Here is a 13,297-nt window from a genome sequence, read left to right on the forward strand (position 1 = left end):
TTTATTCTAAAGTTCTAATAACATAAAAACCGGACATGAATAATGGCCCGTATCACCCATACGTGCTTCTATATATTGAAACCCGGTTTTTTTATAGAGTTTTTGTGCATCCTCCATATAGGGCATGGTTTCAAGATAGCATTTCTCAAAACCATATTCCCGGGCCTTGTTAAGACATACCTTCATCATTTGCGATCCCAATCCCCTTCCCCTGGCCTCTTCTGTAAAGTACATTTTCTGCAATTCACATACATTACCATCAAAATTTTCTAACTGGGCAACGCCTGCACAACCTATGATCCTATTGTTTTCCTCTACAACAAAATAACTTGCCTTGGGAACATTATAATTCTCGTACATGTGATCCAATGCTGTATCGGCATAAGCAGTACCCACTTTAGGCACACCCAAATCTATCAACACCTGTCTGATAACCGATGCAACTTGCTTATTGTCTTGAGGTTGAATTTCCCTAATAATTGCTGTACTCATTTTTCTTAACGGGTAACTTTTAAAATTCTATTTTTGTGGGGTGAAGATACATGAAAAATATATTTTGCGATGTATCCAAGTAGCTAAAAATGGACTTGGATTTACCTTTCCGAATCCAATGGTAGGAAGTGTCATAGTCCATGAAAACAAGGTTATTGGAGAAGGTTTTACGAGCCCATATGGTGGGCCACATGCCGAAGTAAATGCCATTAACTCGGTTAAGAACAAAGCCTTACTTTCCAAGGCCACGCTTTACGTTACCCTGGAGCCTTGCTCCCACTTTGGAAAAACCCCTCCTTGTGCCAATCTCATCATTGAACACAAAATACCAAAGGTGGTCATCGGACTATTAGACCCCCATGTGAAGGTAGCAGGCGATGGTATCAAAAAACTGAAGGATGCAGGATGTGAGGTACTGGTCTCTGTTCTGGAAAAGGAATGTAGGGATCACCATAAGCGTTTTTTGGCCTACCATGAGCAAAAAAGGCCTTTTATCATTTTAAAATGGGCGGAAACTCTTGACGGCTTTATTGCTCCTGAACAAGCTTTACGGGAAACGGACCCATCCCCATATTGGATCACTAATTTACAGTCCAGACAGTTGGTTCACAAATGGCGTAGTGAAGAACAGGCTATTTTAGTAGGAACCAATACCATCCTGAAGGACAACCCAAAACTGGATGTTAGGCTATGGACCGGAAAATCACCTACGAGAATACTAATTGATAGAAACTTGAAGGTGGGCAACGATTTCCATGTGATGGATGGTAGCGTAAAGACCATCGTTTTTACACAAATAGAACACAGTAAAAAATATGTGACCGGAGTAGATTATGAGGTGATCGATTTTTCAAAAAATATAGCACAACAAATTTGCGAGGTACTCTACAAGCACAACACTTTAAGTGTAATAATCGAAGGAGGTTCCAAAACGCTACAAACGTTCCTAGATGAGAACCTTTGGGATGAAGCAAGGGTATTTAAGGGGGCCAACTATTTCACCAAAGGCCTAAAAGCTCCTATAATAAACAAAGCTATTGTAGGCAAACGAACAATTACAACAGACACTTTAACCTTCTTCAACAATGATTAAACATATTATTTTTGATTTTGGGGATATCTTTATCAACCTGGACAAGCAAGCACCGATTATAGAGATGAAAAAATGGGGGCTAAAAGATTTTGAGCCTTCATTTACGAATCTGCTATATTCTTATGAAAAAGGGCTTTTAGATTCTGACACCTTTCTTTCTAAAATGAAAGATTATTTCCCATCGGCAAATCTAGATCAAATTAAAAAGGGATGGAATTCCATCATCTTGGATTTCCCGGAAAACAGGCTGGAATTTATAGAACAAATGGCCAAAGAAAATTATTATACCCTTATTTTACTGAGCAATACCAATGCCCTGCATATAGAAAAGGTAATTGAAAATATGGGAAAAGATCGCTTTGACCGTTTCAAAAAATGCTTTGACAAATTCTACCTATCCCACGAAATTAATTTACGGAAACCGAATGCAGACATCTATCAATTTGTATTGGACGCCAATAATTTAAAAGCGTCTGAAACCTTTTTCGTAGATGATACTTTAGAAAATACTTTGGCATCGGAACAATTGGGCATAACAAGTTGGAACCTTCAGGTAGGCAAGGAGGATATCGTTCAAATAAAATCAAAACTATAACATGCTAGACCTTGCCTTGTGCGTCCTTTTTTCCAGCTCACTCTTTGTAATATTCAAGCTTTATTCAAAATACAAGATACAAACATTGTACGCCATTATCTGCAACTACGTAGTGGCATGCCTGTTCTCTACCCTATTTTATGATGGTAAAATAACTGTAAACGACTTAACAGAAAAACCATGGTTTTTAGGTACTATGGCACTTGGCATATTATTTATCGTGGTCTTTATTATCACCGCCAAGACATCCCAAAAGATCGGTGTTTCCGTGGCCTCCGTCGCCGCTAAAATGTCATTGATCATACCAGTAATTGCTGGGGTTCTTATTTATAATGAGGTTTTGGGGGCCATTAAGATTATAGGAATCATTTTAGCCTTGGTTGCAGTGTATTTTGCATCTATAAAAAATAGGACCCTTTCAGTAAAGATGGAGACTATAATTTTGCCTCTCCTGTTGTTTTTAGGATCTGGCATGGTGGACACTTCCATTAAGTATTTGCAAGCTACTTATATGGAAAAGGAAGATTATCCATTATTCTCTGCAACGGTCTTTGGTGCAGCTGGATTTATTGGGATAATTTTTATCTTGTTAAAATCATTTAGGGAACCATTAAGGCCAAATTTAAGAAACGTGCTGGGCGGACTGGTCTTGGGCATTGTAAATTATTTTTCCATCTACTTTCTATTAAGGGCCCTTGAAAATGATTTTATCAACAGCGCCTCTATTTTCACCTTAAACCATGTGGCCACGGTTCTGCTATCCACCATTTTTGGCATAGTGTTGTTCAAGGAATCATTAAGCAAAAAAAACTGGTTTGGGATTGGTTTGGCAGTCATAAGTATTATTTTAGTTGCCAGTACTTAATGGAAGAAGAAAATCAAGATTCATATAGAACCATTATAAAGCCTTCTGAGGAAATCCTCTTCAAGGAAAAGAAGAGTAAGTTCTTCGGATATGCCTTTCCCATTTCTGAGGAAGAGGAAGTCAAGCCTTTGATAGAGGCGCTTAGAAAGAAGCATCACACCGCCAATCACGTATGTTATGCATGGCAATTGGGTGTGGAAGAGCCACATTATAGGGCTAATGACGATGGAGAACCCAACAATTCAGCTGGGATGCCTATTTATGGTCAAATTCAATCTTTTGGAGTCACTAATATACTTGTAGCTGTCACAAGAATATTTGGAGGCACAAAACTTGGAGTGGGCGGTTTGATATCGGCTTATAAAACAGGAGCCCAAATGGCCTTGGATGCTTCCCATATTGTTGAAAAAACCCTTCAACAACGGTTTGTCCTAAAGTTCGATTATGAACAAATGGACAAGGTCATGAGAACATTAAAACAGCACCAGATAGAAATACTTACCCAAACTATGGAACTGTCCTGTACCTTTATCATATCCGTCAGAAAACAGGAAGCCGAGCAAACTTTAGCGCTATTTACTTCCATGCACCCTCCTGTCGAGATCAAAAAAAAGGATTAAAAGATATCATAATTTTATTTTTTCCAAAATAGCATCGGGGCATTTCATCGGTCTTTTTGTCGTTTTATTTATGAATGCCAAAACAGTATGGGCTTCGATTAAAACTTCGTCAGCTTCATTGTAAATTTTATAATCAAATTCTATCTTCACTGAAGGTCTCTTTTTCAGGATAGTGACCACCCTAATCAGGTCATCATAAACCGCAGATTTTTTAAAATTTATCTGTAAGGAAATAACAGGCAACATTACGCCTTCTTCTTCCATTTTTTTGTAAGAAAACCCTAGTGCCCTTAACCACTCAACCCTGCCCATCTCTAAGTATTGTGCATAGTTTCCGTGGTAAACAACTCCCATCTGATCTGTTTCCCCATATCTTACTCTAAAAGAAATCTGATTATAATCCATATAAATTGACGTAAAAACGATATATTTAATTGTTTAGAAAATTTCCCATAGCAACATGAGAAAAAAAAAGCTATTAATCAATACCATTTGATTTTTTTTTTAGAATTTTTGTTCACATATTTGTCATGCTCTAGTACACCAGTCTATACTGGTAAATCGAATGAACTTTTAGCCTAATCAAGAACCCAAAAAGACGAAACTTTAAAATGAGTGTTACTGCTAATTCCGTATGGAACAATTGTTTGGCTTTTATAAAGGACAACATCCAACCGCAGGCATTCAAAACTTGGTTTGAACCTATCAAGCCGGTCAAGTTATCCAACAACGCTTTAAGCATACAAGTACCTAGTAAATTTTTTTACGAATGGCTGGAAGAGCACTATGTAAAATTATTGAAAGTTGCCCTAACCAAGGAAATTGGGGAAAGCGCAAAGTTGGTTTATGTCATTAAAATGGAAAACACTTACGGTAATAGAGAACCCTTTACCGAAAAAATACCCAGTTCAAATAGATCTACCGTCGCTCCGCAAGAATTGGATGTGGCCATTAAGTCGAAAAACCCAGAGCTAAAGAATCCTTTTGTCATTCCTGGGATCAGAAATATCAAAATAGAATCTCAATTAAATCCCAATTATAATTTTGACAATTTCTTGGAAGGTGACTCCAACAGGTTGGCAAGATCAGCCGGGATGGCCGTTGCCAATAAACCAGGAGGCACATCCTTTAATCCACTATTGGTTTTTGGTGGTGTAGGTTTGGGGAAAACGCACCTGGCCCATGCCATTGGCGTTGAAATAAAGGACAAATATCCAGAAAGGACTGTACTTTACATATCCGCAGAAAAATTCACCCAACAATACATAGAATCTGTCAAGAAAAATACCAGAAATGATTTTATACATTTCTATCAATTGATCGATGTCTTAATAATTGATGACGTACAATTTTTATCAGGTAAATCTGGTACACAGGATGTGTTTTTTCACATTTTCAACCATTTGCATCAGAATGGCAAACAGGTAATCCTTACTTCGGATAAGGCACCTGTGGACATGCAGGACATTGAACAACGTCTGCTATCTCGTTTTAAATGGGGACTTTCAGCTGAATTACAGAGTCCAGATTACGAAACACGTATCTCTATCTTAAAGAACAAATTATACAGGGATGGTGTTGAGATGCCGGATGACATAGTAGATTATGTTGCCAAGCATATCAAAAGTAATATCCGTGAGCTAGAAGGAGCCATCATTTCTCTTATAGCACAATCTTCTTTCAACAAAAAGGAAGTTACCATAGAATTGGCCCAGTTGGTTGTAGAAAAGTTTGTGAAGAATACCAAACGTGAGGTATCCATAGATTACATCCAAAAAGTTGTTTCTGATTATTTTGAAATGGATGTTGCTACCTTGCAATCCAAGACCAGAAAACGCCATATTGTGCAAGCAAGACAAATGGCCATGTTCTTTGCCAAAAAATTCACCAAGGCCTCTTTGGCCAGTATAGGTTCCCAAATTGGAAAGAGGGACCACGCAACGGTGTTACACGCATGTAAAACTGTTGACAACCTTGCGGAGACTGATAAGCAGTTTAAAAAGTACATTGAAGATTTAACTAAAAAATTCTCTTAGTCATACATCATGAAAACGAAAGTTCTAATGGTATGCCTCGGAAACATCTGTAGGTCACCACTGGCCGAAGGCATCCTAAAAAGCAAAGTAGACCAAAATGAAGTAGAAGTTGAATCTGCTGGAACCGCTGGCTTTCACATTGGCAAAAAACCCGATAGTCGCTCCATTGCTGTTGCCCATAAGCATGGATTAGCAATAGATAGTCAGCGTTGCAGGAAATTCTCCCGCCAAGATTTCAGTGATTTTAATTACATCTATGCCATGGACCGAAGTAATTATAGAAATATCATCTCCTTGGCGAAAAATGAGAACGACATCAAAAAGGTGAAGTTACTTTTGGATGAGATCAATATAGATATCAAAGAAGTTCCAGACCCTTATTACGACTCTGAAGATGGGTTTGAAAAGGTCTACACATTAATTGATAAAGCTTGTGATGCCATTGCATCTCAACTTCAACATAATTAAAAAGCATTCATGGAAAACCCCCAGGACATTGTTTTAGGAAAATTGTATATGATTCCCACCACCTTAGGTGACAATGAACCTTTAGAGGTCCTACCCATTTCCATAAAAAGGGCAATTGAAGAAATTGACTACTATATTGTTGAGAATGAAAAGACAGCAAGGCGTTTTATAAAAAAAATAAGCTCTAAAAAATCCCAACCTGATCTTCATTTGGAATTACTAAATAAATTCACCGAGCCCGAAGCAATTCCCACTTTTTTGGATCCTTGCCTACAAGGACATAATGTGGGTATTATTTCAGAAGCGGGTTGTCCCGGAATTGCCGATCCCGGCGCAGATGTTGTGAGAATCGCACATCAAAAAGGAATTCAGGTAGTTCCTCTGGTTGGACCATCCTCTATCCTCCTTGCACTTATGGCCAGTGGTATGAATGGACAAAGCTTTACCTTTAATGGATACTTGCCCATTGACGGACCTGAAAGAAAGAGTGCCATAAAACGGATGGAAAAACTTTCAAGGGAATTGGACCAATCTCAGATATTTATAGAAACTCCCTATAGGAATGACAAGTTAATGGCCGATTTATTGAGAACCCTTTCCAATAGCTGTATGGTTTGTGTTGCTTGTGACATCACACTTTCAACGGAATATATTTCCACCAAAAGCGTTCTTGAATGGCAAAAAGTCCCGCTAGACCTACATAAAAGACCAACCATCTTTATTATTCACGCATAAAAAAACCCTAGCGTTTCCACTAAGGTCTCTTTTCATTTTCAAGATTAAATTTAAATTTTCGGGTTTCGCACAGGAGATATAAGTGAAATATCATACCCTGAGAATTTTCTCATGTAATGGGCGATACTTGTTCCAAATTCATCACTTACATTATGCTCTCCATAAGAGCGCAGAAACTTTTTTACATTCCCGGCACCAGCCAAATGCGCTGCAGCCAAGATTCCAGACTCTGTCACCTCCACACCTCCAATACGTTTCCCATCGAAACGTTTGATATCCCTTCGTAAAATCCATTTATTCCGGGCAATGTTGGTATGAAATGCCCTTTCCTGTAACATGGGATCATTGATAAAACGAGTGGCATTATACACACCCATTAATTGCAATGTACCAATTCCGAATTGGTATTTACCCAAGTATCCTAAGGCATTGATGGTGAAATAATCACCTTGTGATTCCTTAAAAGCCAAAGCTTCCTTGAATCCGATGTAAGAACTCCCCAAAAAGGGAGGTGCCACCATAACAGGGTTGAAAATAGTTTTGTTTTTGGGGAACAAAACTGCAGTAGGTTCATTTACTTTAAACGTTGAGGGTACTTCCATGATTTTATTGGAAGCAGAATTAAACCCAAAACTCATTAAAATAAAAATCATGATTAGCGGACAAAAGACGTTTATCCATCTTCTCATAGTTTTGATTTCTTAAGACTTACTCGCTTGAAAAAGAGATGCTTAAATTTCTAGGGGCAAATATACGCCCTAATTTCTCTTAACAAACCAAAGATTGTCTTAAAAATGCGTTTTTTTAGCTAAAATGTCTTAAAATCAGGATGATAGGTTTACCTGTTTATCTTTTGAGCGTTGATCCAACGCACATATTGCTCTTTATTTTGGTTGTGCTGAGCTAGGTTTTTAGCAAATTTATGGTACCCAAAATTCTCCACATTGGCCACGAAATAGTAATAGTCGTGCTCCTCAGAATTCAGAACCGCATCTATAGCTGATATATCGGGCATGGCTATGGGACCAGGTGGTAATCCCGCGTATTTATACGTATTATAGGGTGAGTCCAGAGTCAGATCTTTATACAATACCCTTTTATAAACAGTATTAAAATCACCGTTATGCAACTTTAATGCATAAATCACAGTAGGATCTGCCTGCAACAACATCCGCACCTTTAGCCTATTGAGGTAAACGCCTGCAACCCTAGGCCTTTCGTCTACTTTTGCAGTTTCTTTATGCACAATGGATGCCAGGGTAATAACTTCATTAGGGGTCATTCCTATTTTTTCAGCCTTCTGCATTCTATCGGTATTCCAAAACCTTTGGTATTCTTTGAGCATCCTGTCCCTAAAATTTTCAGGAGACGAATTCCAGAAAAATTCATAACTATTGGGAATATACATGGCCAATTTTGTCTCATTGGTAAAACCATTGTCTTTTAAGAAATCAGGATCATTTAAACTATTCAATAAAGTAAGGCTGTCTGGCTCCAATTGGGCCGATATCCTTCCGGCCAGGTCGGCCAAGGTTTCCTGATTGTTGAATGATACCCTAATTGGGATATTTTTACTTCGAAGGGAATTTACAATATCATTATTGTTCATTCCTTTTTTAATGAGGTACTTTCCCCCACGCACGTTGGAAACATATCCCTTTCGCTCTGCAACCTTCTCAAAAGTGGACATATCATTTATTAAGGGAGTCAACATTTCCTTAACGTTGTTAAAATCATCGTCCGATCGTACAAAGACATAAGCTTCGCTATTATTGAATTTGGTATTGGGTGCAAAAACGGCATTATACACCATATAGGCAAAGGCGCCACCAACAACTAGACCTATAATTAGTATGGCCAGTAAAATTTTCTTTATATACATTACTTGTTTATCTTTTGAAATAAAATTTCACCTTTATATTCATTATTCTGTAAAACCCAATCCTTCTTTTCTCCTACCATGCTGAAGCCAAGTTTTTGGAACAAGTGTAAGCTAGCCTCATTATCGGACAATACATTAGCGTACAACTGTCGTAAATGTAACCCATTAAAGGCATAGTTTTCCAATAGTTGCAATGCTTCTAAACCAAGACCTTTGTTTCTGTCCTTTTCTTCCAGGATAACGATGCCAATACCCGCGCGATGGTTATGGGGGTCAAAATCGAACAAATCTATCAATCCCACTGCCTTATCTGAAGTATTACATATACATAAACGCAACTGCTTAGCCTCGTAAATATCTTTATGGGCATTCTCCAAATAGAGCTGTAAAAGGTGTTTGGAATAAGGAGCGGTAGTTCCACTAATTTCCCATATCCCCGTATTGTTTTCCACCTCATAAAGGAAATCCAGATCATCTGGCTCCAAAGCCCTTAAATAACCGTTTTTACCTTTTAAATTTAGCATACGATCTCCCCTTTAAATACATATTTTGCCGGTCCTATCAAATGGATATTATGGTACCCATTATCCCCTCTCTCAAAATTAACATTTAGGTTGCCTCCTTGGGTCTTTATTGCCACTTTATTTCCAGAGACCTTACCAATCTTATGCATTGCCAAAGCTACGGCCGTAACACCAGTTCCGCAGGACAAGGTTTCATCCTCCACTCCCCTTTCATAGGTCCTCACATTAAAGGTATCCCGACCTTCCGAGGTAACAAAATTAATATTGCTTCCATTTTCACCGTAGCGTCCGTATCTCAATTTTGCTCCTTCCACAGGTACATCAACCTTTAAGACGTCGTCTACTATCTGTACATGGTGTGGGGAACCCGTATCTAAAAATAGAAAATCTTTATGCTCCTCTACTTCGTTCACATCCTGCATTTGAAGGCTCACAACTTCTCCTTCTATGGTAGCGTGGTGTAACCCATCAACAGCAATAAATGTAGCCCTATCGGTTATGACACCCAAGTATTTGGCAAAAGCCACCAAACACCTGCCTCCATTTCCACACATGGTACTAGTATTCCCATCGGAATTATAATACACCATCTTAAAATCGGTCTTTTCGTCATTTTCCAACAGAATAAGTCCATCTGCACCTATCCCAAATTTTCGATCGCATAGTCTAGCCACCAATTGGGTGTTGCTTTTAGAAAACACGTTATCCCTATTGTCGATCATGACAAAGTCATTGCCCGTTCCTTGATATTTGTAAAATGTAAGGTTCATATCCAAATTTGTGGTACAAATATAAAGATTTATTAAGTGTTTTTTAGCAGTTAAAAAGACGTTAAACCTAAATAATTACTACATAAATGAATTAATTTTACTCCATTAGAAGTTTTAAAATTTTTATCCATTATGAAAAAAATCACAACTTTATTATTGGTTTCCATTTTTGGAGGTGCAATTACCTTGGGAAGCTATAAACTATTTATAGAAAAGCCAAATTATGCGGTTGTAACGGAGGATGCCGGTCATGGTTATTTCAACACAAGTTATTCCCCTACCTCGGCAAAAGGATCCGGGATCAATGAAGTAGATTTCACCATTGCGGCCCAAAATACGGTCAATTCTGTTGTGCACGTTAAAAACGTCACTATGAGCAGTGGCCCAACTACCATCATGGAGTTTCTTTACGGTTCCGGAGGAAGCCAAAGGCCACAAGTAGGTACAGGCTCAGGGGTTATTATATCGCCTGACGGTTATATAGTAACCAACAATCACGTCATAGCCAACGCCAACCAATTACAGGTTACGCTAAATAATAATAAAACTTATACAGCAGAATTAGTGGGTACGGATCCCAATTCAGATATTGCCCTCCTTAAAATAGAAGCTAAGGACAAGCTTCCCTATTTGGCATTTGGTGATTCCAATAATGCCAAAATCGGAGAATGGGTGCTAGCTGTTGGTAATCCGTTCAACCTTACCTCTACGGTTACCGCGGGAATTGTAAGTGCTAAGGCACGGGATCTGGGCGGCATGACCAACCAATCATTTATTCAGACTGATGCTGCGGTAAATCCGGGCAACAGCGGCGGGGCATTGGTCAACACTAATGGCGATCTCATAGGCATCAATACAGCTATAACTTCACAGACTGGTTCCTATGTAGGATATTCATTTGCAGTGCCCAGCAATATCGCGAAAAAAGTGGTTGAGGATATCATGGAGTACGGGAATGTGCAGAAAGGCATACTAGGCATAAATACAGTACGGTCCTCTACCCCTTACGCAATTGAGAACGGAATTAATGAGGTCGATGGAGTTTATATCACAAGTGTGGAAGAGGATTCCGGTGCATTTGATGCCAAGTTACAAGAAGGGGACATCCTTAAAAAAGTTGATGATATAGTAGTTCATAAATTTCCTGACCTGGTAGGCTACATCTCCACCAAAAGACCTGGGGATGAAATTAAAGTAACTATTGATAGAGCGGGTAAAATGATGGAGGTTCCTGTCATCTTAAAAGAAAGACAAACCCTTGTTGTACCGGTAATGGGCTTAGAGGTTAAAAACCTCAATAAAGAGGATCAAAAGAAATTCAAGACTAAAAATGGTGTTAAAATTGTAGGCGTTCCTGAAAGCTTTAGAGGCTACGGCCTGGAGGGTAAAGTTTTACTTTCTGTAGACAATAAGGAGATCAATGATATTTCAGATGCCAAGAATTTATTTGGTAATATTTCCAAATATGGTAAAACAAGTATCACAATGATCAACGAGAAAGGCGAGCGGGAACGCATAATTTTCCAATAATCCAACTTCTAAAAAAAAGCGCTCAAAAATGAGCGCTTTTTTTATTGGTCAAATGTTTTACGAAATCGATTGAAATATATATTTTTGCCGAAAATTAACAGTTTCAATCCTATTTAATGAGTCCTATCAAATACGAAAAAGAATTAGCTTTCCAAGCCGACAGGAGAAAAGCAACTACCGAGTTTATTAAAATTACCAGTGATCTTTGGTATGATAGCGCCATTGAAGTGGTGCTTTTTAAGAATCAGATCATTGATAAGAATGTTAGCGACATCATTAATTTACATGAATACGCCGGACAGTTTGTACAAAAACCAATTTCTATTTTCGACTCAGTTGAGCTTCTGAGAGCCATTTATGACTTGAATTTGCCTCCTTCTAAATTAGATATTGGAAAATTGACATATGAGTACCATTCAGATGATAACAACTACAATAATGTAAAAGCATTTGTTGTAGATAAACTAAAGGATGCCAGTAGTTCCAAGGAAATAAAACCAAAAGATGTTGTCCTGTATGGTTTTGGAAGAATTGGAAGGCTTGTTGCCAGGGAATTAATGGCAAAAACAGGAAAAGGAAGCCAACTAAGACTTCGGGCCATAGTTACAAGGGGAACTGTAACTGCAGAAATCCTTGAGAAAAGAGCCAACCTATTACGCACAGATTCTGTTCACGGACAATTTATGGGCACGGTAGAGGTAGATGTAAAGAATGAGGCTCTATTGATCAACGGCACCACTGTTCATATTATTAGTGCAGATAAGCCTGAAGACATAGATTATACAAAATACGGGATTTATGGGGCTTTAGTTATCGATAACACTGGGGCTTTCAGGGATAAGGAAGCTTTGAGCAGGCATTTGTCATCCAAAGGTGCCTCTAGAGTGTTGTTGACGGCCCCAGGCAAAGAAGTACCCAATATCGTACATGGGGTAAACCATACTGAATATGATCCGGATACCATCAAGATATATTCCGCGGCATCATGTACCACCAATGCCATAACGCCTATATTGAAAGTGATCGAAGATTCTTTAGGCATTAAAAAAGGACATTTGGAGACCATCCATGCATATACGAACGACCAAAATTTGGTAGACAATATGCACAGTAAATACAGACGTGGAAGAGCGGCTGCCTTAAATATGGTGATTACAGAAACAGGTGCCGGCAGTGCTGTTGCAAAGGCTTTACCAAGTCTAAAAGGTAAACTTACCTCCAATGCCATCCGTGTCCCAGTACCTAATGGGTCACTGGCCATTCTAAATTTGGAAGTAAAAAACAAGACAACTAAGGAGAGTTTAAACGATATCGTTAAAAAATATTCTCTGGAAGGGTCCCTTGTTGAGCAAATTAAATATTCCTTGAGCAACGAATTGGTTTCCACGGATATTATAGGGACCAATGCGCCGTCCATTTATGACAGTACGGCCACCATAGTCTCTGCTGACGGAAAAAACATAGTACTATACATTTGGTATGACAATGAATATGGGTACTCCCATCAGGTTATTCGTTTGGCCAAATATATATCTAAAGTAAGACGGTTTACCTATTATTAATAGTAGGGAATACCCTTTAAAATAATGTTCTGGTTAATTTCCAATCGGGCTACAATCATCAATATTGGATTTTTGTAGTCCGATTTTATATTTTGTCCGTATATAAAAAGGTATTGTTTAATATG

15 protein-coding genes are annotated in these 13,297 nt (G+C 38.4%); 9 read left to right on the forward strand and 6 right to left on the reverse strand.

Going from position 1 to position 13,297, the window contains the following annotated elements; translation table 11 throughout:
• Window positions 1–6 precede the first annotated feature (6 nt).
• On the reverse strand, window positions 7–492 hold the full coding sequence (locus ABXZ32_RS08485; protein ID WP_354618242.1) for a GNAT family N-acetyltransferase: 486 nt from the start codon (window positions 490–492) through the stop codon (window positions 7–9).
• Between the two features lie 40 nt (window positions 493–532).
• On the opposite strand from ABXZ32_RS08485, the gene ribD reads away from it, so the two are divergent.
• From ribD to ABXZ32_RS08505, 4 genes are read left to right on the forward strand one after another with little or no spacing between them, the layout of a single operon-like run.
• Window positions 533–1,585: a bifunctional diaminohydroxyphosphoribosylaminopyrimidine deaminase/5-amino-6-(5-phosphoribosylamino)uracil reductase RibD gene (gene ribD, locus ABXZ32_RS08490; protein ID WP_354618243.1), complete on the forward strand. Its 1,053-nt coding sequence runs from the start codon at window positions 533–535 to the stop codon at window positions 1,583–1,585.
• Complete coding sequence (locus tag ABXZ32_RS08495) at window positions 1,578–2,180, forward strand: HAD-IA family hydrolase (protein WP_354618244.1); 603 nt, start codon at window positions 1,578–1,580, stop codon at window positions 2,178–2,180. Before ribD ends, ABXZ32_RS08495 begins: the two co-directional genes overlap by 8 nt.
• 1 nt (window position 2,181) lies before the next feature.
• Window positions 2,182–3,045, forward strand: coding sequence for a DMT family transporter (locus ABXZ32_RS08500; protein ID WP_354618245.1), 864 nt, complete (start codon window positions 2,182–2,184; stop codon window positions 3,043–3,045).
• The gene (locus tag ABXZ32_RS08505; protein ID WP_354618246.1) at window positions 3,045–3,665 is read left to right on the forward strand and encodes an IMPACT family protein; all 621 of its coding nucleotides are present in this window, start codon (window positions 3,045–3,047) and stop codon (window positions 3,663–3,665) included. The genes ABXZ32_RS08500 and ABXZ32_RS08505 overlap by 1 nt, the downstream gene beginning before the upstream one ends.
• A gap of 6 nt (window positions 3,666–3,671) precedes the next feature.
• Here ABXZ32_RS08505 and ABXZ32_RS08510 read toward each other — a convergent pair whose 3' ends face one another.
• Window positions 3,672–4,070 (reverse strand): acyl-CoA thioesterase, encoded by a 399-nt coding sequence (locus tag ABXZ32_RS08510; protein ID WP_354618247.1) that lies wholly within the window; start codon window positions 4,068–4,070, stop codon window positions 3,672–3,674.
• Between the two features lie 206 nt (window positions 4,071–4,276).
• Here ABXZ32_RS08510 and dnaA point away from each other — a divergent pair, with 206 nt between their 5' ends.
• Genes dnaA through ABXZ32_RS08525 form a run of 3 tightly spaced genes read left to right on the forward strand, consistent with a single transcriptional unit; the run spans window position 4,277 to window position 6,904 of the window.
• The gene (gene dnaA, locus ABXZ32_RS08515; protein ID WP_354618248.1) at window positions 4,277–5,701 is read left to right on the forward strand and encodes a chromosomal replication initiator protein DnaA; all 1,425 of its coding nucleotides are present in this window, start codon (window positions 4,277–4,279) and stop codon (window positions 5,699–5,701) included.
• A 9-nt stretch (window positions 5,702–5,710) separates the two neighbouring features.
• Entirely contained in the window at window positions 5,711–6,169 is a 459-nt protein-coding gene (locus ABXZ32_RS08520; protein ID WP_354618249.1) for a low molecular weight protein-tyrosine-phosphatase, read from the forward strand.
• Window positions 6,170–6,178: 9 nt separating this feature from the next.
• Window positions 6,179–6,904 (forward strand): SAM-dependent methyltransferase, encoded by a 726-nt coding sequence (locus tag ABXZ32_RS08525; protein WP_354618250.1) that lies wholly within the window; start codon window positions 6,179–6,181, stop codon window positions 6,902–6,904.
• A 50-nt stretch (window positions 6,905–6,954) separates the two neighbouring features.
• Here ABXZ32_RS08525 and ABXZ32_RS08530 read toward each other — a convergent pair whose 3' ends face one another.
• The 4 genes from ABXZ32_RS08530 to dapF form a co-directional block, all read right to left on the reverse strand.
• Window positions 6,955–7,593, reverse strand: coding sequence for a hypothetical protein (locus ABXZ32_RS08530; protein WP_354618251.1), 639 nt, complete (start codon window positions 7,591–7,593; stop codon window positions 6,955–6,957).
• 149 nt (window positions 7,594–7,742) lie between these two features.
• Window positions 7,743–8,786: an endolytic transglycosylase MltG gene (mltG, locus tag ABXZ32_RS08535; RefSeq protein WP_354618252.1), complete on the reverse strand. Its 1,044-nt coding sequence runs from the start codon at window positions 8,784–8,786 to the stop codon at window positions 7,743–7,745.
• Entirely contained in the window at window positions 8,786–9,310 is a 525-nt protein-coding gene (locus ABXZ32_RS08540) for a GNAT family N-acetyltransferase (protein WP_354618253.1), read from the reverse strand. The genes mltG and ABXZ32_RS08540 overlap by 1 nt, the downstream gene beginning before the upstream one ends.
• Window positions 9,304–10,080: a diaminopimelate epimerase gene (dapF, locus tag ABXZ32_RS08545; RefSeq protein WP_354618254.1), complete on the reverse strand. Its 777-nt coding sequence runs from the start codon at window positions 10,078–10,080 to the stop codon at window positions 9,304–9,306. Before dapF ends, ABXZ32_RS08540 begins: the two co-directional genes overlap by 7 nt.
• Before the next feature lie 132 nt (window positions 10,081–10,212).
• Between dapF and ABXZ32_RS08550 the strand changes: the two genes are divergently transcribed.
• A complete protein-coding gene (locus ABXZ32_RS08550; RefSeq protein ID WP_354618255.1) occupies window positions 10,213–11,610 on the forward strand; it encodes a S1C family serine protease in 1,398 nt (465 codons plus the stop codon).
• 116 nt (window positions 11,611–11,726) lie between these two features.
• A complete protein-coding gene (locus ABXZ32_RS08555) occupies window positions 11,727–13,172 on the forward strand; it encodes a glyceraldehyde-3-phosphate dehydrogenase (RefSeq protein ID WP_354618256.1) in 1,446 nt (481 codons plus the stop codon).
• Window positions 13,173–13,297 lie beyond the last annotated feature (125 nt).

The organism is Sediminicola luteus (assembly GCF_040566555.1).
In the GTDB taxonomy this organism is placed as follows: Bacteria; Bacteroidota; Bacteroidia; order Flavobacteriales; family Flavobacteriaceae; genus Sediminicola.